The 22910-nt window shown below is 53.9% G+C and carries 23 protein-coding genes; 14 read left to right on the top strand and 9 right to left on the bottom strand.

The annotated features are described in order from the left end of the window. Window positions 1–46: 46 nt before the first annotated feature. Window positions 47–976 carry a carbohydrate ABC transporter permease gene (locus KTH_RS25510; RefSeq protein ID WP_111324866.1) on the top strand — a complete coding sequence of 310 codons (930 nt, stop codon included), beginning with the start codon at window positions 47–49 and terminating at the stop codon, window positions 974–976. A 19-nt stretch (window positions 977–995) separates the two neighbouring features. Beyond that, the gene (locus KTH_RS25505) at window positions 996–1892 is read left to right on the top strand and encodes a carbohydrate ABC transporter permease (protein ID WP_211326311.1); all 897 of its coding nucleotides are present in this window, start codon (window positions 996–998) and stop codon (window positions 1890–1892) included. A 335-nt stretch (window positions 1893–2227) separates the two neighbouring features. Here the strand turns inward: KTH_RS25505 and KTH_RS25500 are convergent, their stop codons facing one another. The 4 genes from KTH_RS25500 to KTH_RS25485 all read right to left on the bottom strand — a co-directional run bounded on the left by KTH_RS25500 (window position 2228) and on the right by KTH_RS25485 (window position 6500). Next, entirely contained in the window at window positions 2228–3469 is a 1242-nt protein-coding gene (locus KTH_RS25500) for a glycosyltransferase family 9 protein (RefSeq protein ID WP_497621670.1), read from the bottom strand. Between the two features lie 331 nt (window positions 3470–3800). Then, a complete protein-coding gene (locus KTH_RS25495; RefSeq protein ID WP_497621668.1) occupies window positions 3801–4421 on the bottom strand; it encodes a superoxide dismutase in 621 nt (206 codons plus the stop codon). A gap of 311 nt (window positions 4422–4732) precedes the next feature. Further along, complete coding sequence (locus KTH_RS25490) at window positions 4733–5233, bottom strand: GNAT family N-acetyltransferase (RefSeq protein ID WP_497621666.1); 501 nt, start codon at window positions 5231–5233, stop codon at window positions 4733–4735. A 49-nt stretch (window positions 5234–5282) separates the two neighbouring features. After that, complete coding sequence (locus tag KTH_RS25485; RefSeq protein WP_497621664.1) at window positions 5283–6500, bottom strand: aminotransferase class V-fold PLP-dependent enzyme; 1218 nt, start codon at window positions 6498–6500, stop codon at window positions 5283–5285. A 332-nt stretch (window positions 6501–6832) separates the two neighbouring features. Between KTH_RS25485 and KTH_RS25480 the strand changes: the two genes are divergently transcribed. Further along, window positions 6833–7225 (top strand): response regulator, encoded by a 393-nt coding sequence (locus KTH_RS25480; RefSeq protein WP_497621662.1) that lies wholly within the window; start codon window positions 6833–6835, stop codon window positions 7223–7225. A 5-nt stretch (window positions 7226–7230) separates the two neighbouring features. Here KTH_RS25480 and KTH_RS25475 read toward each other — a convergent pair whose 3' ends face one another. Further along, window positions 7231–7632: an ArsR/SmtB family transcription factor gene (locus KTH_RS25475; protein WP_497621660.1), complete on the bottom strand. Its 402-nt coding sequence runs from the start codon at window positions 7630–7632 to the stop codon at window positions 7231–7233. Between the two features lie 243 nt (window positions 7633–7875). Between KTH_RS25475 and KTH_RS25470 the strand changes: the two genes are divergently transcribed. From KTH_RS25470 to KTH_RS25450, 5 genes are all read left to right on the top strand, one after another. Continuing rightward, window positions 7876–8571, top strand: a complete 696-nt coding sequence (locus tag KTH_RS25470; protein WP_497621658.1) for a DUF8166 family protein — start codon at window positions 7876–7878, stop codon at window positions 8569–8571. Between the two features lie 12 nt (window positions 8572–8583). Continuing rightward, window positions 8584–10320: an ATP-binding protein gene (locus KTH_RS25465; protein ID WP_497621656.1), complete on the top strand. Its 1737-nt coding sequence runs from the start codon at window positions 8584–8586 to the stop codon at window positions 10318–10320. 15 nt (window positions 10321–10335) lie between these two features. Next, window positions 10336–10695: a hypothetical protein gene (locus KTH_RS25460; RefSeq protein ID WP_137686164.1), complete on the top strand. Its 360-nt coding sequence runs from the start codon at window positions 10336–10338 to the stop codon at window positions 10693–10695. Window positions 10696–10714: 19 nt separating this feature from the next. Next, entirely contained in the window at window positions 10715–11608 is an 894-nt protein-coding gene (locus tag KTH_RS25455; protein WP_111324876.1) for a glycosyltransferase family 9 protein, read from the top strand. A gap of 244 nt (window positions 11609–11852) precedes the next feature. Next, window positions 11853–12734, top strand: a complete 882-nt coding sequence (locus KTH_RS25450; RefSeq protein ID WP_176594928.1) for a hypothetical protein — start codon at window positions 11853–11855, stop codon at window positions 12732–12734. Here KTH_RS25450 and KTH_RS25445 read toward each other — a convergent pair. Continuing rightward, window positions 12724–12918, bottom strand: a complete 195-nt coding sequence (locus KTH_RS25445; protein ID WP_497621653.1) for a hypothetical protein — start codon at window positions 12916–12918, stop codon at window positions 12724–12726. The two genes, KTH_RS25450 and KTH_RS25445, sit on opposite strands and share 11 nt — an antisense overlap. A 70-nt stretch (window positions 12919–12988) precedes the next feature. Here KTH_RS25445 and KTH_RS25440 point away from each other — a divergent pair, with 70 nt between their 5' ends. The 6 genes from KTH_RS25440 to KTH_RS25415 all read left to right on the top strand — a co-directional run bounded on the left by KTH_RS25440 (window position 12989) and on the right by KTH_RS25415 (window position 20318). Next, on the top strand, window positions 12989–13948 hold the full coding sequence (locus KTH_RS25440) for an AAA family ATPase (RefSeq protein ID WP_111324879.1): 960 nt from the start codon (window positions 12989–12991) through the stop codon (window positions 13946–13948). After that, entirely contained in the window at window positions 13948–15327 is a 1380-nt protein-coding gene (locus tag KTH_RS25435) for a DUF58 domain-containing protein (protein WP_111324880.1), read from the top strand. Before KTH_RS25440 ends, KTH_RS25435 begins: the two co-directional genes overlap by 1 nt. A gap of 1077 nt (window positions 15328–16404) precedes the next feature. After that, on the top strand, window positions 16405–17556 hold the full coding sequence (locus tag KTH_RS25430) for a citrate synthase (protein WP_111324882.1): 1152 nt from the start codon (window positions 16405–16407) through the stop codon (window positions 17554–17556). A gap of 103 nt (window positions 17557–17659) precedes the next feature. Continuing rightward, window positions 17660–18319 (top strand): chromate transporter, encoded by a 660-nt coding sequence (locus KTH_RS25425; RefSeq protein WP_111324883.1) that lies wholly within the window; start codon window positions 17660–17662, stop codon window positions 18317–18319. A gap of 6 nt (window positions 18320–18325) precedes the next feature. Beyond that, window positions 18326–18838 carry a chromate transporter gene (locus KTH_RS25420; RefSeq protein WP_111324884.1) on the top strand — a complete coding sequence of 171 codons (513 nt, stop codon included), beginning with the start codon at window positions 18326–18328 and terminating at the stop codon, window positions 18836–18838. 94 nt (window positions 18839–18932) lie between these two features. Next, window positions 18933–20318, top strand: coding sequence for a replication-associated recombination protein A (locus KTH_RS25415; protein WP_111324885.1), 1386 nt, complete (start codon window positions 18933–18935; stop codon window positions 20316–20318). A gap of 22 nt (window positions 20319–20340) precedes the next feature. Here KTH_RS25415 and KTH_RS25410 read toward each other — a convergent pair whose 3' ends face one another. The 3 genes from KTH_RS25410 to KTH_RS25400 all read right to left on the bottom strand — a co-directional run bounded on the left by KTH_RS25410 (window position 20341) and on the right by KTH_RS25400 (window position 22903). Further along, window positions 20341–20931, bottom strand: coding sequence for an O-methyltransferase (locus KTH_RS25410; RefSeq protein ID WP_211326313.1), 591 nt, complete (start codon window positions 20929–20931; stop codon window positions 20341–20343). A 31-nt stretch (window positions 20932–20962) separates the two neighbouring features. Then, on the bottom strand, window positions 20963–21943 hold the full coding sequence (locus KTH_RS25405) for a ribokinase (protein WP_111324886.1): 981 nt from the start codon (window positions 21941–21943) through the stop codon (window positions 20963–20965). An 81-nt stretch (window positions 21944–22024) separates the two neighbouring features. Continuing rightward, on the bottom strand, window positions 22025–22903 hold the full coding sequence (locus KTH_RS25400; protein ID WP_111324887.1) for an EamA family transporter: 879 nt from the start codon (window positions 22901–22903) through the stop codon (window positions 22025–22027). Between the last annotated feature and the right edge of the window lie 7 nt (window positions 22904–22910).

Raw genomic sequence — 22910 nt, 5'->3', positions numbered from 1 at the left:
TCATGGTCGTGAAATACGAGCAGAGCGACAGTGAAGGGAGAACGGAATGACAACATTTACCGCGAGACCACCACAGGAGAAGAAGCTTTCTCTCTTTGATCGAATCCGCTTACAGGGGGGCTTTCTCCCCTATGCCCTGGTGCTACCAACCATCCTGTTAATCCTGATTATCGCCATCTATCCAATGCTTGACTCGATCCGTCTAAGCTTTCTGGATAACCCATTGCTGGAACACCCGGCGTTTATCTGGTTCCGGAACTACACGGCCAGTCTGCGAGATGATGTGTTTCAGCAGGCATTCCTGACCACCATCATCTTTATGATCGGAAGCGTCACGCTTGAATCGATCATTGGTCTGGGAATCGCGCTGCTGATTAACAAAACTTTTCCCGGGCGCGGTCTGGTACGGGCGGCGATTCTGGTTCCCTGGGCCTTTCCAACCGTTGTCTCGGCGCAGATGTGGCTCCTGATGTACAACGATCAGACGGGCATCATGACCTATATCCTGCGCTTTTTGCACCTGCTTGGCCCGAGCGACTCGCTGATCGGGAGCTACTGGGGCGTGATTGCCGCCTGCCTGATAACTGACGTCTGGAAGACCACGCCGTTTATGGCGCTCCTGCTGCTAGCAGGTTTGCAGGTTATTCCTGCCGAACTGTATGAGGCTGCCGATGTTGATGGCGCTTCACGCTGGCAACGCTTCTGGCGCATCACTCTGCCGATGCTCAAAGGGGCATTCTTGATCGCGCTCCTCTTCCGGGCTCTCGATGCCATTCGGGTGTTCGACATTTTCTATGTGTTCGGGCAACGTTCGGTTCCCTCCCTGGCAACCTTTGCCTCCCAAAAGCTGCTTTCGCCAATTGGTAGCGACTTCTCGCAAGGAGTTGCGGTCTCGGTCGTTATCTTTCTCCTGGGCGTCATTATCAGCCTGATCTTCCTGAGCTTTATGCGTGAGGGCACGCGCCAGCAAAGATAACACGAAAGGAGCCTGAACAATGGCAGTCCAAAAACAGGTACTAATGCCAACTCATATGCATGTAGAAGAAACCACAAAAACAACGAAAGAATGGAACTGGGGTGTTTTTGGCCGCTATCTGGCCGTCATCCTGATCGTCTTTGTGTCGTTGGCCCCACTCTATTGGACCTTTATGACCTCGGTGAAAGAGGGGCTGGAGCTCTCTGCCGCCCCACCGACGCTCTTTCCCCGAACCTTCAGCCTGGAAAACTATCAGCACGTTCTGACAACGCCGACATTCTTGCTGGCCCTGCGGAATAGCGCTATTGTGGCGGGAGCGACAACACTGCTCTCGCTCTTCTTTGGCATTTTCTGTTCCTACGCCATCGCACGCACAAACTTTATCGGAAAACCGCTTGTACTCAGTTGTGTGCTCTCGGTCAATATGTTTCCGTTTATCGCGATGGTTGGCCCGCTCTATATTCTCTTTACCGGTCCATTCTACGTCTACAATACCTACCTGGCGCTGATTATCCCGGATCTGGTGATTACCTTACCACTAACGATCTGGTTTCTGGCTTCGTTCTTCCGCGATCTTCCGGCAGATCTGGAAGAAGCAGCCCGAACCGATGGTGCATCACGGCTACAGGCGCTCTGGTATGTAGTTGTGCCCCTGACCGCGCCCGGTGTCTTTGCGGCAGCGATCCTCTCATTTATCGCCGTCTGGAACGATTTCCTGTTCGGCCTGGTACTGACCGCCGACGAGCAGGCAAAGCCGGTGACCGTCGCGATTACGCAGTTCAGCAGCGAACATACCATCGCTTATGGTGAGCTTGCCGCCGCCGCGATCATCGTCACGTTACCGTTGGTCCTGCTTGTGCTCTTTTTACAACGCCGTATTGTCTCCGGGTTGACAGCCGGTGCCGTCAAGGGCTAGCATGCGCTGTTGCGGTTGCTCCAGATGGATTGATTGGCTGCGACAGCTCCACTGTTGTAACCGGGATCAGCGTTGTATGGGTGGCATAGAATGTGTGCCACTTCTAAACACGCTTGAGAGGAAACAAATTTCTATGGAGCGGACACAGGAGATTTTTTGATCGAGGACAATGAGGCGGGATGCAACGAATCTCTTGCACCTTTGTTTGTGTAATAGCTTTCATATGCGCCCCTTTACATCGAGCAAGAAACAGAATAATACCTAAAACAGGGGAGTTATCCACATAATTGTGGAGAAATACACACAATATGTGGATAACTTTCATTTCTACGCCTTCACGCTATTGGTTGCACGTGATTCTCGACGCGCCATTCCTCAGGCAGGCTGGCAAGCGCGGCGGAAACCAGTTCCTCAGGTGGGATACTATCAATGATCGTGGTACGATCCCAGAGGACAGCCGAACGAATCTGCTCGAAGCTATATGGGCTCGGCTCAAGCGTTACGCCTTCATGCCAGAGCGACGAGGCCCAGACCTTGCGCGAATAGACATTTCCAGGCAGATACGGCGTAACAGTGGGCACCTGGAGCGCTCCGGCAATATGTCCAGGACCGGTGTCGTTCGACAGGGCAAGATCCGCCTGTTTTGCCAGAATCGCCAGATCCCGCAGCGAATCGGGCGCGACTACCAGTACCCGCGCGTTCTGGTCTACCCCCCGAAACCCCTGATACTCTTCCAGAAAATCGGCTCTACGCATCCCATCAGGGTGGATCTCATCGGGACCACAAACAATGATAAACTCCACCTTTTTTCCCGGGAAAGCGCGGGCAACATGCTCACAGAGCAACTGCATCACCTCGTCCCAGCGGCAGTAGCACTTCGCAATGACAACCGTCTGAAAGAAGCAAACGACTCGAAGTGCGTCAGGATTCAGCGTATAGCGCTTCACCAGCGTCTGATATCGTTCCTGTTCTTCCACGGTAGAAAGGCGGATCTGAGGTTGAGCATAGAGGCCATTCAAGATCCCGTCAGGCAAATCAAACAGCTCTTCCACAAAATCAACGTAGCGCCGTACAGGGCCACGATGGGCATAGCTTCGTATCCCCACCCGGAACAGATGGTCGAGAATGGCAACCGTGCAGGAATCCTCTTCGTCGCGCTCAAGCACCTGAAGCTTCGGCAGCTCATCATTGGCCCCGTCGAAATCCAGCACCAGCACCGTTTCACCGACTGCATATTCTTGCACCAGTAGGCGACGCTCTTCCGGTTGAATTGTCGCGCGTACAACCGTTATTCCTTGCCAGTACTCTTTTTGATAGAGTTGCTCATTAAACAGAGAGGCAGCGCCTTCATCTACCAAAATAGTGACGGGAGTTCCTGCCTTGCCGGCGTAGCGGAGCGCCTGCATCACCGCCTCCACCAGCGCTGTCGCAACCACGCTCTCCCCGAGCCGCCCGGCTTTTCCTCCGACACTGATAACAATATGGTCGGCCTCATACACAAAACGGTTGATTGTAGAGAGAATAATCTTTTCTGCTCGCTTCAGTCTGCGCCCTTTATCCAGCGCCCATTCATGCATAAAGGACATATCTGCATGTAAGATTGCTTCCTGGTTCACGATCCTCCAACCTGACTGAACTCAAACACACTTTATCGATTTTCAGACAAAAAGAAAGCCCATTCAATAGCTCGTACGGGGAACAGGCCATAATGAAGGAAACAGGTAAGAAGAGTGTCATAAAAATGGAGACAAAGCATAGCCCTGTTTCTGTTCGTATGCATTACGCGGTTTTCAGTGTAGCAAACCGCCAACGCTTTGTCAAAAAGAGAGACAGGTAAGAGGCGGGCAAAGCCCTGCTTCCTATCTGTCTCAAGCAAAAAACGCCTGCTCTGGAAGAGCGTGTACGTTCCTACTTTGCTCCGCGTCCCTGAGCGTAGCGCTTCTCAACCTCATCCCAGTTCACAACATTCCACCAGGCATTGAGGTATTCAGGACGGCGGTTCTGATACTTGAGGTAGTACGCATGCTCCCAGACATCATTTCCCATCACAGGATAGAGGCCCTCCATCAGCGGGCTATCCTGATTGGCGGTCGAAATGACCTCAAGGTTGCCGCCGCGATCCAGTACCAGCCAGACCCAGCCGGAACCGAAGCGCTTGGCACCGGTATCATTGAAGAGCTGCTTGAAGGCATCAAAGGAGCCAAACTTTGCGTTAATCGCGTTCGCAAGGTCGCCCTTTGGCTCGCCGCCACCATTGGGTTTCATGATCTGCCAGAACATGGTATGGTTCGCATGACCACCACCATTGTTACGAACAGCCGTGCGGATGTTCTCAGGAACCTCATTGATATGGCGCAGCAGATCCTCTACGCTCTGGTTTGCCAGAGATGCCTGATTCTGCAACGCAGCATTGAGGTTGTTGACATACGTCGCATGGTGTTTGTCATGATGAAGCTGCATTGTCTGAGCATCAATATAGGGCTCAAGCGCTTTGTAGTCATACGGAAGAGGCGGAAGCTCAAATGCCATAAGACATCACTCCTTCTTCTAACAAGAAAATAGTGAACGAGGCGCGACACCTCGTCAATTACACATCTGTTGAATACTCACCTTCCCCCTCGCAAAGGCTCACAAAGGAGAGGCGTTATCGAGTACACTTTAGTTGTATGCGATGAGCAAGACACTTGTCAAGCAGAAATGCATACAGACGACCTTACTTCACCGTACCAACCCACTCATTCACATCTCTCACTTAGTATACCCGACAGGCACAATGGAGACTTGAGGCTTCAAGCTCCGGCTATTCTCTTCTTCTATCACGCAAGAGCCATTCCAGATGGTTACAGACGGGCAGAGCGAACCATCTCAATGAATTCGCTTTCTCCGTGCTTATTTTCTTGCAAGAAGGTACGCGCGGCATGGAACCCGGCCCGCTCATAGATCTTGAGCGCTCGCTTATTCCAGGAAAGAACATACAAACAGAAGCGCTCCGGGGTAAACATCGGACGCGCAAACTCAAGGCAAGCGCGCACAAACTGCACGCCAAGTCCCTTCCCGACCAAATCAGGACGCAGACCAAGCCCGATAGGCAACGTTCCCGGCTCGACGAACAGGCGCGGCTCATCGGTGTCGGCCACGGTTGCAGCCGTTCCACAGACAAAGTAGCCGACCAGTTCCCCCTCTTCATCATGAACCGCGTAGTAGGGGCTACGACGATCGAGCAATTCGGCAATAGTCTCCTCATCTGCACTGAAGCTATAGACCTCGTATTCCCCCTCATAGCGCCATTGCGCAATGCGCGTCGCGTCTGCCCTATCCATCAAAATGAAAGAGAATGTCATACTTCAATCCTTTCTCCATTACAACAAAACACGCCCCCCCAAAGCGCGGCTAGATACCTTTGATCTCTTCAAGCGCATTTAAGAGTGCATCTACTTCTGCTATTGTATTATAGAAGTGTGGAGAGATGCGCACAACTGTGCCACGTGCCGCAACACAAATGCGACGCTCGGCCAGTGCTGCGACCACGCCCTGCACTGTCTGCTGACGCTCTGCAATAGGCTGGAAACAGACAATTCCAGAGCGCTCCCCTTCACCCATCGGGGTGACCACTCTATAGCCGAGCTGCTGTAAGCCCTTGATCGTGTGCGCGGTCAGGCCCAGAATCCGCTGCTCGACCGCCTGCATTCCTCCCTGAAGGCGCTCAAACACATGCAGCGAAGCACTCAGGCCCACCGTTGGAAAAGTATTGGGCGAACTATGCTCGAACCGCGCCGCGCCCTCCTTGAGAGGCTGTTCATAGTTGAAGAAATCCATCGGATTGCTCACGCTGAACCAGCCTCGACGCGATACCTGCAAACGAGCAAGGAGGTCCTCCGACACATAGAGAATGCCACAGATATGCGGCGAGAGCAGCCATTTATGACCGGCAGCAGCAACAAAATCAACGCCAAGCCGGGGCACATTCACGTCAAGTGCTCCCAGCGCCTGAATCGCATCGATTCCACAGATAATGCCGCGCTCATGACAATAAGCCGCCACCGTTGCGACATCATTACGAAAGCCGGTCGAGAACTCTACCAGGCTCAGACTGACCAGGCGCGTACGCTCGGTGATGCGAGCACAGATCTCCTCAGCCGGAATACGCCCATCACGAACCGGTACAAACTCAATCTCAACGCCCTGTTCACGCAGATTTAACCAGGCATAGACATTGCTCGGGAACTCACCCTCAGCCAGGACAATGTGATCCCCTGCGCGCCACTCCAGCCCTTGCGCGATCGTCATCAAACCATCGCCGGTACTGGCCGTGAAGGCAATCAGTTCCGCTGGCACATCCAGCATCCGTCCGAGGCGACGACGAGCTTCCGTGCAGTGGCCTCGCCAGTAATCCTCATGCAGCCCCCCATAACGAGAGGTATCTGCTATGTACTCCTGCATCAGGCGAGCCGTCGGCAGGGGCAGTGCTCCCGTCGATGCATGGTTAAAATAGACATGCTCCCGGGTCACAGGAAAAAGATACTCACGAGCGGAAAGCGTCGTGCTTCCCTCCTCGTCCGCAAGCAACGGCTGTAACAGCGTATCCAGATCAGGAAGAGTTACGGTCATCAATTCATTCTCCATAAAAAAAGATGAGCTCGTCACACTCAGCACAGTTCCCCGGATGAGCGTGAAGAGCACCCCACAGGATCGTCAATCCATCGTGCTATCTCCAATTGTACTCTACAGAAAGGGCGAGTATAAGAGCAAGCAGACAAATAGCACAGGGTAACATTGAAGTCAGCTCTGACGTGAATAAAACAGGCGGCCCATAAAGATCACAAAAAACAAAGGGAAGGTGAAATCTTCCCTATCTTTCTCTGAGAAAACGTGATATAGTCAGAATAGTATTTCGTTCGCGATCGAAATTGAGAACAGGACGGCATGGTCGGAGCTACGGTATGAGTCATCGGAACGAGCAAGCAAAGCAAAAGTCGAGCAAAAAAACTATCCTTCTAGTAGAGGATGACGAAAATATAGGAGAAGTACTGATCCAGGTCATTTCGGAAGAAACTCCTTACATTGCTATACTGGCAACAGATGGTTTCGAGGCCCTCAAAACGGTCAATGAGATAAAGCCAGATCTCTTCATCCTTGATTATCACCTGCCGCATATGAATGGCCTCGAACTGTACGACCAGTTGCATGCCAGACACGAATTGTCCCATGTGCCTGCGATCATGATCAGTGCACGCCTGCCAAAGGCAGAACTCCACCAGCGCCATATTCAGGGCATGCACAAACCACTCGACCTTGATGAATTCTTGCAGGCCATTGATGAGCTTCTCACTTGAGCAGGCTATTGCTCGTCAAGATGCAGTTGAGCAGCATAATCCTTATCCAGAGCGACAATCAATTGCTGAAACGCGTTGACCAACGCATGGTTACGCAGACGATAATAGACAATGTTCCCCTCTCTGCGGGAAGCGACCAGCCCGATTTCTGTAAGCTGACGCAAATGTTCGGAAGTGGTAGCTGCCGAGAGCCCGATTTCACGAGCAATATCCCCCGAACGGCGCTCTGGTAAAGCGGGGGAATCGCCTTCCTGAGGAATAGCCAGTAACTCCAGAATATAGCGACGGCTGGTATCACACACAATAGAAAGAAATCTATCGACGTACTGATCCACTTCTGGCGGTCGTCGTGGTACTGATTTCTTAGTCGAATCATCTGGAGAAGAGACGTTTTTCGCCTCGGTCATAAAGTTGTTCTCCCTCATGCATAATAAATGGTGCAAACAGCGGTCGGCGCCCCTGGGAAACGCATCGAAACTGGCTGCTCCATTACTGATCTTCAGCAAATTATACCGGCAAACGAACCAGAAAGATAGATGGAAATTGAACAGCTTTCCCAAAAAACCACTGCGAAACGCTCTCACTATGTTATAATGCGGCAAAAGCATTTGTTCTAAGTCAAGCCCACGGAAAAGTTCTGAGGTACATTGATGGTTATAGGGAAGATCGTCAAATCCGACTCGCACATTAACTATGTCTGCCAGATTTTTGGCCCGCGCGAAGTCGATATAGTTCCCCGCCCGGCTGACTACGCTTTTGGCCGGTTCGTACGCGTTGCCATTCGTGCCGGAGAGTATGATGAGAGCATGCCGTTCAAGCAACTGCTTGGTTCCAGCAGTGAGCCTGTGACCTATGCCGTTGGCGTCATCTACGATACGATCCTGCAAAATCCGGCATATGGCACACTTGGCCCACGCCTCTCAAACGAGGCACAGCTTGAACTCTTCTCGCCCGATTATATTTCTGAGAAGGCAGTCCTGATCTATGTCATCATTCTGGGCACTATGGAAGAGCAGCAGAACGCGGATGGCAGTGTAACCGTCCTTTCGGCCTCACATGGCATTCCGCCCCTTTCGCTTGAGCTGGATAGCGAGATCGAAACCATGAACGATGAGGAAGTACGAGCCTTCCACTTCTTTCGCGACCCCGACCGCCCAGACCAGCCAGAACCGTACCTCCAGATGGGCTACCTGCCGCACATTATTGCGCAGCGGAGTAACCTCTTACCAATGGTAGTCCTGCGTATCATCGATCAACTGGAACGGCTCTTCCCCCACAATCTCGCTTTACTCTCGATCGTAAAACGAAATTTTGCCTGGCGGCTCAAAGTCGAAACTACAGGGTAACGGAGGTACAGTGTGCTAGTAGATCCAGGCCAGACAACCAGAACCCAACTTCCCACGCCAGTTGGAATCACCAAAGGCCCGGGAGAGAGCATCCACGAATATACGTTTGTCTCCCGGGACGACTTCCAGATTCTCAAAAACGGCGAATATGTCTATTATGAGCTCGACTCACCACGAGCCGCCTCACATAATGGCTCAACACCAGCCCGCCGCCGCGTGCGCCGCGTGCTCGGACGCATCATCAAACGAGTTCCCCTGCGGCTCTATCCCGATACGTTTCTAGGCGAGCCGGAAATTGCGCCCGATCAGGTGGCCGCAATGGTCGGCTATCACTCGCGCACCAACGAGCTCTTTGAGCTCCATGTGGCAATCATGGGTTATTATGATCCGGCAACCGAGTCGTTTATCAATCCCTGGATTCCGCCACAATCGGGGAAGCAGATCTTCCTTGCCGATGATGCCATGCTGACAGAAGTGTTGAGCCGCAAAAAGCACCATGAGCCCGGCTCAGCCACCATCGGCTCTCTGCTCACTCGTGAACCGAACGCGGTTCCTATCGTGCTCTCGGTCAAAGATGTGGTCAGTACCCATATGGCAATCATCGCCAGCACAGGCGCAGGAAAAAGCTATCTGGCAAGCGTCTTTATAGAGGAGTTAATGCAGCCTCATAATAAAGCCTGCGTCCTGATTATCGACCCACACGGCGAATATAGCACGCTCGATCAGATCGCGAACGAGCCCTCCTTCTCGGAGTCCGGAAATTTCGGCCCCGGCTATCGCCCGACCGTCCACGTCTACAAGCACGATGAGATCAAGGTGCGCCTCTCAACGCTGCAAATGGGCGATATGCGCGCCCTGCTTCCCGAGATGACGGAGAAACAGCAATATCTGCTGAACCGCGCCCTACAGAAGCTCCGCAGCCGCAAGGGCGATACTCCCTGGAGCGTTGCCGATCTCAAGGCAGCGATCAAAGGCAGCGCCCGCCAGAAAGAGGACGAGGAGAGCGAAGGGGCCGACGATTCCAGCACGGTACATGCTCTAACCTGGCGTATTGAGCAGCGCTTTGAACAGAGCATGACGTTCGATGACAGCCTGCACCTGGACCTCCGCGAGATCTTCAAGCCGGGCCAGTGTACAGTGCTTCAGCTCAATGAGATCGACGAACGCGACCAGCAGGTGATTGTCGCAACCCTGTTGCGCCGTCTCTATCATGCCCGAATGGATACTGAGCGCGGCAAGGTCCATTCCGGTGAGTCGTACCTACCCTACCCGGTTTTCGTCCTGATTGAAGAGGCACATCACTTCGCCCCGGGCGGAGCCGAGGTCGTTTCCACCTCAATTCTCAAGCAGGTGCTGGCCGAAGGGCGTAAGTTCGGGATTGGCGTTGGCATTATCAGTCAGCGTCCGGGCAAGCTGGATGCCGACGTGCTCAGTCAGTGTCAGACTCAATGCATTATGCGCATCGTAAACGAGATCGATCAGAAAAGTGTTGCAGCCGCCATTGAAGGCGTTGGCCGCGACTTGCTGCATAATCTCCCGGCCCTCTCCAAAGGGCAGGTTATTGTAGCAGGTTCAGCCGTCAACACGCCGGTCATCTGCCGGGTCCGTCAGCGCATTACGCCGCATGGTGGCGAAAGCAAGGACGCGCCCGAGATGTGGCAGCAATACTTTAGCAACGAGAATCAGGCCCGTCTGCGTCGCGAAGAAGCCCCACTGACCAACAATCAGGGCTTCCAGTTTTTCCGCTAAAAGCCGAGGACGAACGTGACCGGACGAGCTATACTCGCAATGGGCGGGATCGCCATGCTACTCTGGATGGCGCTCGCCCTCTTTACCTATTTTGTGCCACCACACCACCTTTTACTGCTGGCACTGTTTCTTGTGCTCTTCGGCCTTGCCACAATGTGCACGCTTACTCCATGCATTTCGATCTTTGGATCACTCCTTCTCCCTCGGCTCTACCGCGCCGCTCCGGGCCATTCGCTCAGACAATCCACCCTGTTGACACTTGTGCTTATACTCAATATGATCTTAAAGGCACTGCATAGTTGGGAACCCCTCACCGGACTGATTTCTCTGGTTGCAGCTGTCATACTCGAAGCCCTGATACTTGCCAGAAAATAGGAGCAAAGCCAGAATCCTTATGCGCATCCTGCTTGTTCGTCCCGGAGCCATCGGTGATACGCTACTGACGCTGCCCGTGATTGCCGCTCTCAAGGCGTATCATCCGAATACAACCATACACTTCGTTGGACGTGCAGATGTCCTACCACTATTCCACGCCAGTGGCCTGGTCGAAGAGACCTCTGACTATGAAGCGCTTCAATGGAGCGCCCTCTTTGCCAGCCCGGAAACAGCTCGCCGGCTGCTCTCGCCGCAGTTCGCAGGCTACGATCTGGCGATCTGCTGGCTGCGTGATTCCGAAGGGACGATTGCACGCAATCTGACCGCCAGCGGGATTCAAGAGGTGATTACAGCACCGGGCAGGCCGCCTGCTGATACGGTGATCCATGTCGCGGAATATCTGGCTCAAACGGCTGGCGTGATGCTTGCACCCGATTTTCAGCTAACGCTGCCCCAGCGACCGAGTGGGCAGGAAACTATTGCGATCCATCCGGGAAGCGGGGGACCACAGAAGTGCTGGCCCGTTCCCTGCTTTGCCGAGGTTATTCAACATCTCGAGCAGAAGCGCCAGCCAACGCTTTTACTGGCTGGTCCAGCAGAGGCTCAACGCCTGCAAGAACTGCGCCACCTGCTGACTCCCGCCCCCGCGTTCCTGACAGAACTGATCTCAGCACCCTTACTGGATGTCGCGTATGCCCTTACCAGTTGCCGGGCCTATCTGGGCAACGATACCGGTATCACCCATCTGGCCGCCCTGCTCGGCATACCCACCCTTGCCCTGTTTCAGGCGAGTGACCCTCGTCTCTGGCGGCCTCTCGGTCAAAAGGTGCATATTATTACAATTTCTCACCAGGGAGTAGGAAATATGTCTACCCAAAGCATACTATCTCTTCTTGACTCGTTTTCTTCATAGGAAGATTTTCATCCGTTTCCCGTGCTTCTCCTGTATAGCAGGGAGTAGCCTTTTCAGATAATGAAAACCAGAAAAGAGGGGATCAATCGGCAGAAAGCAGCATATTGTTTCAGTGCTTCGCAGCCGAGAAGCCAGGCCGCATATCATTGACAATGTATACAGCGTTCTCTGACATCCAGGGTTCCGGGAAAGAACCGCTACAGAGGGTTGCGCCCTCAACGTCTACTGAGAGGAGGATGCACAATTGATAGACAATTCTCCAGATGGGAAAAATTCGCAGTCGTTCCAGGGCAAATTGATTCTACCATCACCCGAGTCGGGGCAGGTGCCGCCCTCCTCGGAAGAAACACAAATGAACATGCCGCCGGTTCTTCCGTCTCCAACACAGGGACAGATGCCAGTGGTTACACCACCACAACACCCAAAACGACCGGTAAAACCTGAAGATCTGATTCGTCGAGCCCCGGGGGCTGCTCCGGCCTCACCATTTGCCAAAATCGGCTACTACTGGCGCAAAGATCCCGCTTATAAGTTCCTTATTATCTCGATCGTGCTTGTTCTCATCATCAGTACAGTTGCCGCCTTTGTAGCTGGGAATATTTTGAGACAGGTGCCTGACTCGCTGCAAACGAACACTATAGGGACACCGCAGATTGCCCCGACTCAACAGTCGACACCCACCGTTGAGCAGACCGTCATGCCTTCACCCACACCCTCACCTACACCGTCGCCAACACCCTCCCCCACGCCATCGCCGTCACCCACACCTTCGCCGACTGTGGCCCCATCTCCCTCCCCAACAGAGGGAAACCCGGCCACACTGACCGTGCAGATTCTCAACTATCCGCAGCAGGTGTATAACAAGACCGAGATGGCGGTGACGATACAAACCAATCAGCCAAATGCCCGGGTCCGGCTTCAGGTGACTTACGATGCGCTGCCCTATACCTATGTCAGTGACGAAACCACCACCGAGATAACAGGGATAGCCTATCCGATGTGGAAGATACGCGTGTTTCCCTTTGAAAAACACCGCACGGTCAACGCCCAGATTGTTGCTATCGCCGAAGTCGATGGAAATACTGTTCAGTCGACACCGGTAAACGCTCAAGTCCTTAATCCCTGAGCACGAACACACTTCGATCAATAAGGGCGGCACCTCTGGTATACTGCCGGGTGCTGCCATTTCCCGCTTTCCTCGCTATAATGAAAGCAATAATCGCATCTACTCCGTGATATTTTTCCGGTAACAGGCGTATATAACTGATAAAAAGAGTAGTCGGGTTCATCGCCCCCTGGCTCCGTTTCACGGAACCTGGCAAAACGGCCACTATTTCTTGCTCCACCATCTTATCTCTACCATATAGCAAAGGGGACAGAATGACACAAACAGACCCAATTCACCAGCTTCAGAGTGCAGTGCAGGCGGTGCGCACCAATGTCGGGCGGGTTATTGTCGGAAAAACCGATGTGATAGACCTCTTGATGGTAGCCCTGCTCTGTGAAGGGCACGTCCTTTTTGAAGATGTTCCAGGCATTGGCAAAACAACCCTGGCAAAATCTCTGGCGAAATCGCTCGGTTGCTCGTTTCAGCGCATCCAGTTTACGCCTGATCTGCTTCCGTCAGATATTACCGGAATCACCTACTATAATCAGAAAAAAGGGGAATTTGAGTTCCGCCCCGGCCCACTGCTGGCTCAGATCGTGCTGGCAGATGAGATCAACCGGGCAACGCCACGCACGCAGTCCGCACTGCTGGAAGCAATGGAAGAGCGTCAGGTCAGTGTTGAGCGCGAAACACTTACGCTGCCCCGTCCCTTTATGGTGATCGCCACTCAAAACCCGGTTGAGCTGGAAGGCACCTTTCCGCTGCCAGAGGCACAGCTAGACCGCTTCCTGATGCGCTTGCGCCTGAACTATCCCACCCGCGACGAAGAGCGCCAGATTCTGCAACGCTTTAAGGAACAGCAGCCACTGACCGACCTGCAACCTGTCTTGAGCGCTGATTCATTGCAACACCTGCAAACGGTTATCCGTAAGATTCATGTCGAGCCGGGCGTGGAAAACTATATTGTTGATCTGGTAACCGCAACCCGTTCCCACAACAGTATTGAACTGGGCGTGAGTCCGCGTGGAACGCTCGCACTGTATCGAGCCAGTCAGGCCTATGCAGCCGTACAGGGCAGAAACTATGTGATCCCTGATGACGTGAAACGTGTCGCGATCCCAGTGCTTTCCCATCGCATGATTGCAACCAGCCAGACACGCCTACACGGACAAGGTATGGAACAAATTGTAGACGAGATCCTTCAGCGCGTTGCAGTACCGGTGGAATCATAATGATGGGCAGTAAATCACAGGGGCCCCGCGGACTCGGGCAGGGGAAAAGCATAACGGACGCAATCTGGTATCTGGTGAGTATCGCCCTGATCATTCTGGGCATCCTTATTCACCAGCCACTCCTGGTTGTGGTGGGCATTCTCCTTTTGCTGGTAATCGGGACAACCGATATCTGGTCCCGCTACTGCCTGACAGATTTGAGCTACCATCGAAGCTTTGACCAGCAGCGCGTTCTCTTTGGCGAAGAGGTCAAAATGTCCGTCACGGTTGAGAATGCCAAGATTCTTCCCCTGCCCTGGCTGGAAGTGACCGACACGGTACCTCGCAGTCTCCCCATTGAGGAACAAGAAGTGCGCAGCGCCCCCTTGAGCAATGTAGGACGCCTGGAGAGCCTGTTCAGTCCGGGCTGGTATGAGCGAATCACCCGCCAATATACGCTCAAGTGCCTGCAACGTGGCGTTCATACCTTCGGGCCAACGCAGCTCCGCAGTGGCGATGCCTTCGGCTTCCTCAGCCAGGAACAGGAACTGAACAATCAGCAACATGTCCTTGTCTATCCGCTGGTCGTTCCTGTAACCCGCTTCGGCCTGCCAGCACGCCACCCGTTCGGTGATCGTCGTGCACCACGCCGCTTACTTGAAGATCCTTCGCGTATTATTGGCGTGCGCGAATATCGTTATGGGGACAGCATGCGTCGCGTTCACTGGAAAGCAACGGCTCGCTCGCTACAACTGCAAAGCAAAATCTATGACGCGACCACAACCTATACGCTGGCGATCTTCCTGAACATCGACACCCGCCCGGACGCCTATTATGCTATTCACCCGGAGCTACAAGAGCTCTCTATCTGTGCTGCGGCCTCCGTAGCTGCCTGGGGTCTCGATAACGGCTATGCGGTCGGGCTCTATGCCAATACTATGATGTTTCTGCCCGACGAACAAGAGAGTGCACAACATACTGCCAACCTTGAAGCTCGTCTGGCACAAGAACTGAAAAAGCGTCGCATTCGCCTGCCTCCTTCCAGCAGCGAGGATCAGCGTAAGCGGGTAATGGAAGTTCTGGCGCGCATTCAAGGCTTCTTCGGATCAGAGATTGAAGAGGTGCTTCAGGCCGAACAAGCACAGATGGCTTCTGGAACCTCGGTCGTGCTCATTACCAGCACTCTGAATGATCGCGTTGTCGATCAGCTTGCCCGGATGCGCAGGCGCGGCCATGCGGTAACGATCCTGTTCGCAGGAGATGCCCCACCTCCAACCGGAATCGCCGGAGCCAGCATCTACCATATCGGGGGAGAACAGACCTGGAAAGAGTTACTTGACCATTACAGCAAACCAGAGGCAGAACGAGCGCAGGAGCAAGAGGTAACATTTCAGTTCTAGGGCTTGACCCACAAAGAGACAAAGGGCCTACAATGGCCCTTTTCTTTTTGCCTGTTACACATCCGAAACCCAATCGGTTGCCTGTGGAAGGTATATCTGTTCCTGCTTGCCCGGGCAAATCTGCATTGACACTTCTCACAGCTTCTTCTTTCAGCAGGCGTGTAAGCCGCCGCAGCATGACGACCCATCGTGGCACGCTGTCCCGAAGTGTTTGACAAGGGACGCTCGTCAATTCCCGGCTACCTGGCGGGACCAGTTCATGAAAAGAAGCAGAGCACAGGTGAGATCTCCTGTTAAACTATGTTCACGTGCTTCGCTCCGAGGGCACAGGCTCCAGGGGCCTTCTGCCGCTTTCTGGTAATGCCTCTACCTCCATTTATAGAGGCGCTGACGTTTGATTCCCCGCTTATGACTCTTCAGGAGGACGCAGCTCACATAGATGTACAGTGTCGGGAGTTGAACACCGAGCACACGCAGACCTGAGAGCATCCTTTCAGGTTACGCAGAACGCCAGAAGTTCAATGCCAGCAAGACAAGCTATGTCTGTCTACATAGGTTCTCCGGTCTATTGCGTTCAGCCTTCAGCAGACGCTGCCATAAGCTGGTCTTCCCTCTTCCATAGACGCTTGAGCAGGAACGCGGGTTGCATACTCCATGAAAGCGAGTGTTTCTACCATGAGACCTACGTTTCCATACTGAAAACAGAGTCGTGCTTTATACTAGAAACAGATCAGCGGAGAGAAGCCGTGCTCTTTTTTCAAAAATAGTAGGGCCTCTCCCTTTTGTCAATTGCACTACACAAGCCAGATCATCAGGGGGAGCAACGTCACCTGGTGTCAAGGAAAACCGAGTAAAATCAAGCTGAATCAAGCTTTGTTGACATCAGAAAGCAGTGAGTGATACAACTTTACATGTGCGATACCTGCACATCGTGTTTCCGAAAAGCAGGTCAGACCTGTCGGTTGCGAAAGCAGGATCTTCTTTTTCCTTTGGAACACATTTCTCCCCGGGAACAAGCCGCCAGACAAACAGTTGACGGCCAGTATAAAAGCAAAGGAGCAGAGTATGTCACCGTCGATGTCTGAACACAATTCTCCACAACCAGGCAGCACAGCACAGTCAGCAAAAGGGGGATTGGAGGGAATCGTTGCAGCGACAACCGGGATCAGCAAAGTAGAAGGCCAGACCGGCCGCCTGATTTATCGCGGCTATAATATTCATGACCTTGCACGAAGCACAACCTATGAAGAGGTTGCCTATCTCTTATGGTTCGGCAGACTTCCCAACGCTCAGGAATTAAAGCAGCTCAAGGAACAGTTCGCAGCAGAACGAACCATTCCCGAAGAAGTAATGACTATCCTGGAGGCACTCCCTGCCGCAACAGCACCAATGGATGCGCTCCGTACAGCGGTTTCAGCCTGGGGAGCAGTGGCGATTCAAGGGACACCGACGATTGATCAGGCAATCGCCCTGACCGCACGTTTTCCGGTCTTTCTGGCGACATTTGAGCGCCTGCGCAAAGGAAAGAAGCCGCTTACGCCTCTGGCAGAGCTTGGGCATGCGGCAAACTATCTCTATATGCTCACCGGGCAGATTCCGTCGGAAGAGCATGTCAGAGGGCTGAACTCGTATCTTGTCCTGCTGGCAGATCACGGTATGAATGCCTCTACCTTCACGGGCCGCATTGTCGCCAGTACCGAATCAGATATTGCTTCGGCAGTGGTTGCGGCGATTGGAGCGCTGAAAGGGCCTCTCCACGGCGGTGCTCCCGCGCTGGTGCAGGATATGCTCCGCGAGATCGGCTCAGTAGAGAACGCGGAATCCTGGATCCGCAACGCCATTACCAGCGGCAAGAAGCTGATGGGCTTCGGGCACCGTGTCTATAAGACAACCGATCCCAGGGCCGAAGAGCTGCGCGAAATGGCCAGGGTGGCCGATCCCGATAGCTTCAAGATGGCCCGCACGGTTGAAGAGCTTGCCCTTGCCATTCTACAAGAGCTCAAGCCCGGGCGTAAACTCTACACCAACGTTGAGTATTATTCTGCGGCACTGATGGCCTCCGTTGGCTTGAGTGGCGATATGTTTACACCGACGTTCGCGGTGAGCCGGGTCGCAGGCTGGACGGCGCATATTCTTGAGCAGGTGAGCAACAATCGCTTGATCCGACCTGAAGCCGAGTATACTGGCCCAATGGATCTGCATTTTGTGCCACTGGAACAGCGCTCATAAACAAGGCTGAAAAACGCGTGCAAGGGCGGCCTTTGCTGGCTGTCCTTGCTCTTTTTTTGACACGCGTTATCCAAAGTACCCCATGAAAGGAGCATAGCTGAAGATGCGGACACTGGAGCCGCGTACGCGCATATCACCGACAACGAAACCAACATTATGGCAACTGTTATGGATCTGGGGACTCATCGGGTTACAGTCCTTTGGCGGCGGCGCTTCCACCCAACTGCTTGTTCAACGCACCTTTATTGAAAAGTATCAATGGATGACAATGGATGAGTTCCTGCGCTTCTGGGGTATGTGCGTCACCGTCCCGGGCATCAACCTGATCGCCCTCACTATTTTAATCGGGCGCAAACTGGGAGGCCTGGGCGGCATTGTCGTTTCCTTGATCGGCATGCTGTTTCCAAGCGCACTCATCACCTGTCTTCTTGCTATCGGCTATGCCAGCATTGAGCATCTTCCTGCGATGCGCTCCATTCAAAGCGGACTCGTTCCCGCAACCGGTGGCATGATGCTGATGATCGGTCTGCGCTTTGCCAAACTCCCACTACAACAGGCCAGCAAAGAGGGCATCAGGCAAATGATCCTGAGCATCCTCTTGATTGCTCTCTGTATGATCGCCGTAGCCTTTTTTCACCTCTCCGTCATGATTGTCTTCCTCGGGGCTGCCCTGCTTGGAATCGTGCTGTTTACCCCGCGTACCAGCAAAGAGGCAAAGGAAGAACAGCAAGCGCGTGATGAGAGTCAGAAAGAAATGGAGTAACCCGCTATGATTAACCCGCTTCTCTACTTCCTGATTTTTCTGAGAGCTTCACTTTTTTCCAGCGGGGGACTGGCGAATCTGCCTATGCTCCAGCAGGATCTACTCGGGCTCAAGTGGGCACAGCACGCCGATTTTGGGCGCGCTATCGCGATCTCTGAGCTAAGCCCCGGCCCCAGTGGCCTTTGGGTGATCGCGCTTGGCTATCTGACTTATGGCATCCCGGGCGCGGCTCTGGCCTTTATCGCTATCATCCTTCCCCCTCTGTTTGTGCTGGTTATTTCCGCGATCTATGACCGGATCGAACGCCAGCGTTGGGTTCAGGGCATGATGAAGGGTATTACGCTGGCAATCGTTGGCATCTCATTGGCTTCGGGCTGGAACCTGATTCAGCAGCCCGGCGCGGGGTGGCGTGAGTGGGCGATTGCGCTCTGCGTCTTTGCGCTTGGTCTCACCCAGAAATTTCATGTGGTGATCTTGCTCGCCCTGGCTGGAATTGCGGGATTTTTTCTCTATCACTGAGACACGAAGGGCTACCGTTTCCAGCCCGACTGTGATACTCTTTGAGAACACATATCGCACTGTTACAGAAACCAGTTCCAGGGAAAATGTTATCATGCATCAGGAATCGCTTTTCGGAACAGAACCATCAAAGGAACCAGCACAGCCGCAGAAGGGAGCGCCCGTCGGCGAGCCACTGGCCTCGCGTATGCGTCCCCGCTCGCTGGATGAGGTCGTCGGACAGGAACATCTCCTTGCACCCGGCAAGGTTCTACGCCGTAGCATCGAGAACGACCGTATCACCTCAATGATCTTCTGGGGACCGCCTGGCAGCGGAAAAACCACGCTGGCCGAGGTAATCGCCAATCATACGCATTCCCGTTTTGTGCGCCTGAGTGCGGTGTCAGCAGGAGTTGCTGATCTACGCAAGGTTGTTGAGGCCGCCAGGCAGAGCCGCTCGTTAGGAAAACGCACCATTCTATTCATTGATGAGATTCATCGCTTTAACAAGGCACAGCAGGATGCAGTGCTTCCTCACGTTGAGAACGGCGTGTTTACTCTGATCGGTGCGACAACCGAGAACCCGAGTTTTGAGGTCAATAGCGCCTTACTCTCACGCTCACGCGTCTTTGTGCTCAAGGGGTTGAGCGAGGAACAGATTGCAACCATTCTCAGGCGGGCACTACAGGATAAAGAGCGGGGCTTTGGTACGCTTCCTATCACCATTGAGGAGCAGGCCCTTCAGCAGATCGCACTCTATGCCAATGGTGATGCACGAACAGCGCTGAATGTGCTGGAAATGGCGGTCCAGGTCAGCAGGGGACAGCAGGCCGATGAGATCAATGTCACCTTGCCCATTATCGAAGAGGTGATGCAGCATCGAGCACTCCACTACGACAAAAGCGGCGATCAGCACTATGATATGATCTCGGCGCTGCATAAGGCGCTGCGTGGCTCCGACCCTGATGCTGGGCTCTACTGGCTCGGGCGTATGCTCGAAGCCGGTGAAGATCCCCTCTACATCGTGCGGCGGCTGATTCGCTTTGCCTCGGAAGATGTGGGCATGGCCGACCCTCAGGCACTCCTGGTCTGTGTCGCGGCTCAGCAGGCGGTGCATTTTGTCGGCTTACCTGAAGGCAATCTGGCGCTGGCTCAGGCCGTTGTCCATCTGGCAACCGCGCCGAAAAGTAACGCGCTCTACGAAGCCTATAAGCGAGTTCAGGATGACGTACAGAAGACCCGCAATGATCCAGTGCCCTTACAGCTTCGGAATGCCCCCACGCAGTTAATGAAAGAGCTGGATTACGGCAAGGATTACCGCTACGCCCACGATTACTATAAAGAGATGCAGATTGATGATCCGGAACGGCCTCCTGCGCTTCGCCTTCAGGAGTACCTACCCGACAACCTGAAAAATCGCCGCTACTATGAGCCGGGACAACAGGGCAGAGAGGCCAGTATCAAGCGCTGGCTTGAAAAGCGGCGGGCTGAGGAGCAATAACACAGCTCCTCCTTGCCCTGTTTTACCCAGGCCTTGCCGCCACAATCAGCCCACTTGACCAGTTCATCCGGGTGAGCAAGAGATCAGCACGACGCTCCAGAGTCTCAACAAGCGCCTCCACACGCTCCGTATGCCCCGGCATATCTCGCTCCCAATCCTCTTGCGGCGTGAGATCGTCGATCACATAGAGCCCGCCGGGCTTTAACAGCGCCAGCGTCTCCGCCAACAACATAAACTTACCAGCGGTTGTATCCGCAAAGATCAGGTCAAACGAGGCAGGCTTTTGCACACGCAGAAAGTCAGCCGCGTCCTGCACCAGAAACGTTGCTCGTCTGTCAGTGCCAAGTAAGCGCTGCGCAACCAGACTATACCGCTCTTCCTGCTCCACCGAGATCAGACGCGCTGTCCGGTTCATCCCCTCAAGAAGCCAGGCAGAGCCACATCCTGTCCCGGTTCCCAGTTCAAGCAGCATTCCACCGGGCTTCGTGGCCGCCAACATCCGCAAAAGAGAGCCGGTTTGATACTTACACGAACGGGTAAAGCCAAGCGCCAACGTTTCCGCCTCTATGCTCTGGAGGATCGCGGGGGGCGTCACTACCATATCCAGCATCATTCTCGTTCTCTCTTTCTTTTGCACAACAACCTCAGGGAATCAGCTCCTGAATCTGCTGTAAGGTGGGCAGAGCTGCAATTGCGCCTCGCTTTGTCGTTGTCAGGGCTCCCGCAGCGCTCGCTTGTCGTAAGGCGTCCAGCATCGGGATATTGTCCGCAAGTAAGGCTGCCAGCACCCCACAGAACGCATCCCCCGCGCCCGTCGAGTCAACCGCCTGTACCGCAAAGGGCGGGAGCGCCTGGTGCTCAACGGCGCCCGAGGACTCCCGGGCGCTCCACAGGCAGCCCTGTGAGCCAAGCGTAATAATCACATGCTGCGGCCCATAGTGGAGCAGGCGTTCGGCAGCCTGACGCGCTGTCTCAAGCGAAGTTACCGACGAATTGGCATATGTTGCCGCTTCAATCTCATTTACCACCAGAATATCAGCCGAGCGAAACAGTTCCGTATCAGCAAGCTGTGAAACAGGAGCCGCGTTCAGAATGGTAGTCATCCCAAGTTCCCGGGCAAGCCGTAGCCCGGTAGTATAGGTCTCGCGATTGGTCTCGCACTGACAGAGGAAAACTGCCTTATGAGAACGCCCGGCCTGCTCATCTGCTGGAGCCTCGCGCTCACGTTCCTGTTGCACCCCACGCAACGCCTGTTCAACATCGGCCACCGGAACCTGCATATTGGCGTTCGGGTTCACAACAATCATATTCTGGCCATTCTCGGTCGCAATAATGACCAGCGAAACCCCTGTCCCGGCCTTCGCATCACGCGAAACAAACGAGGAAAGCACCCCTTCTTGTTGCAGCGTGTCGAAGAAAGCATCTCCATAGGCATCTTGCCCCACACGCCCGATCAGCGTCACCTGAGCCCCCAGACGCGCCGCCGCAATCGCCTGATTGATCCCTTTACCTCCAAGCAGTGAGTGAAATGACTCGCCGATCACCGCTTCACCAGGTCGAGGCAGACGGGGAGCTTGTGCCATCAGATCAACTATCAAGCTTCCCAAGACAACAACTCTTCCCATTACGGCTCCTCCTGTATCTGAAATAGTCTTCTTCACGAACAGTATAGGCTTGAGCTATCACGATTCACAAGGGCATATCAGCTAGGATACGTTGACCAGCACGATTCCGCTTAAAATAATCCCGATCCCTATCCACTGATTCCACTGTAAGCGCTCACGCACAAAGATCGCCGCCAGTAAGACCGTGACCGCCGAATAGAGCGAGGCCAGCACGCTGACAACAGAAACCTGTGCCCCTGCCAATGAGACTCCCAGATTAAAGCCAATATAGGCAACCGTATCAAAAACGCCGATGGCCGCCAGCAACCACCAGACACCACCTCGTGGCATACGCAACGATGCCTTCCCTACCAACGAATAGCCAGCGAGCAAACAGGGAGTTATCAAACGAAAGAGGGCAGTAGACGCAACCGAGCCAAGATGGGGCGTTACAAAAAAGCCCAGAACCCAGAACGCAACCCCATAGCCAAGCGAAGCCAGAATCGCCAGCAGCACGCCCGGTGGAAGCAATCCCCGGCGAACCGGGGCTGCATGAGCTGAACCGAACGTCGTCGCAACCATAATGACGCCAAGCAACACAGCCAGCATCCCAAAGAGACCAAACGAGCTGACATGCTCCCCATAGAAAAGCGAGAGCGCCGCCGTTACCGCCGCATAGCCCGCAGAGATCGGCGAAACAATCATCGTGACCCCGACCTCGAATGCGCGATATAAGGCCAGAGAGCTAACGGTATTCAACGCAGCCGCTCCCAGAGCCAGCCCCCAGATCACCCAGGCTTCATGGGTCAGCAGATAGAAAAGCTGTCCCGTAACCAGAAGATAGAGTCCTAACGCTGCCAGACCAAAAAACTGCATGTAAAAGAGCGTTCGATATGAGCCAATGCGCCCGGCAGCAAAGCGCACAAAGAAATCAGCCGTTCCCCAACCGAGGGCAGCGGCCAGAGCTAACACAAAAGCCATAGTCCTC

The organism is Thermosporothrix sp. COM3, assembly GCF_059696735.1.
The sequence above is the reverse complement of the archived record's forward strand: the minus strand, read 5'-3'. Positions and strand labels throughout refer to the sequence as shown.

Coding starts and splice junctions, on each gene's coding strand:
- KTH_RS25420 (WP_111324884.1), top strand. CDS start 18,326: ATGATTAACCCGCTTCTCTACTTCCTGATTTTTCTGAGAGCTTCACTT.
- KTH_RS25400 (WP_111324887.1), bottom strand. CDS start 22,903: ATGGCTTTTGTGTTAGCTCTGGCCGCTGCCCTCGGTTGGGGAACGGCT.
- KTH_RS25500 (WP_497621670.1), bottom strand. CDS start 3,469: ATGCATGAATGGGCGCTGGATAAAGGGCGCAGACTGAAGCGAGCAGAA.
- KTH_RS25435 (WP_111324880.1), top strand. CDS start 13,948: ATGATGGGCAGTAAATCACAGGGGCCCCGCGGACTCGGGCAGGGGAAA.
- KTH_RS25510 (WP_111324866.1), top strand. CDS start 47: ATGACAACATTTACCGCGAGACCACCACAGGAGAAGAAGCTTTCTCTC.
- KTH_RS25475 (WP_497621660.1), bottom strand. CDS start 7,632: ATGACCGAGGCGAAAAACGTCTCTTCTCCAGATGATTCGACTAAGAAA.
- KTH_RS25490 (WP_497621666.1), bottom strand. CDS start 5,233: ATGACATTCTCTTTCATTTTGATGGATAGGGCAGACGCGACGCGCATT.
- KTH_RS25405 (WP_111324886.1), bottom strand. CDS start 21,943: ATGGGAAGAGTTGTTGTCTTGGGAAGCTTGATAGTTGATCTGATGGCA.
- KTH_RS25495 (WP_497621668.1), bottom strand. CDS start 4,421: ATGGCATTTGAGCTTCCGCCTCTTCCGTATGACTACAAAGCGCTTGAG.
- KTH_RS25485 (WP_497621664.1), bottom strand. CDS start 6,500: ATGACCGTAACTCTTCCTGATCTGGATACGCTGTTACAGCCGTTGCTT.
- KTH_RS25455 (WP_111324876.1), top strand. CDS start 10,715: ATGCGCATCCTGCTTGTTCGTCCCGGAGCCATCGGTGATACGCTACTG.
- KTH_RS25415 (WP_111324885.1), top strand. CDS start 18,933: ATGCATCAGGAATCGCTTTTCGGAACAGAACCATCAAAGGAACCAGCA.
- KTH_RS25425 (WP_111324883.1), top strand. CDS start 17,660: ATGCGGACACTGGAGCCGCGTACGCGCATATCACCGACAACGAAACCA.
- KTH_RS25410 (WP_211326313.1), bottom strand. CDS start 20,931: ATGATGCTGGATATGGTAGTGACGCCCCCCGCGATCCTCCAGAGCATA.
- KTH_RS25430 (WP_111324882.1), top strand. CDS start 16,405: ATGTCTGAACACAATTCTCCACAACCAGGCAGCACAGCACAGTCAGCA.
- KTH_RS25505 (WP_211326311.1), top strand. CDS start 996: ATGGCAGTCCAAAAACAGGTACTAATGCCAACTCATATGCATGTAGAA.
- KTH_RS25440 (WP_111324879.1), top strand. CDS start 12,989: ATGACACAAACAGACCCAATTCACCAGCTTCAGAGTGCAGTGCAGGCG.
- KTH_RS25470 (WP_497621658.1), top strand. CDS start 7,876: ATGGTTATAGGGAAGATCGTCAAATCCGACTCGCACATTAACTATGTC.
- KTH_RS25480 (WP_497621662.1), top strand. CDS start 6,833: ATGAGTCATCGGAACGAGCAAGCAAAGCAAAAGTCGAGCAAAAAAACT.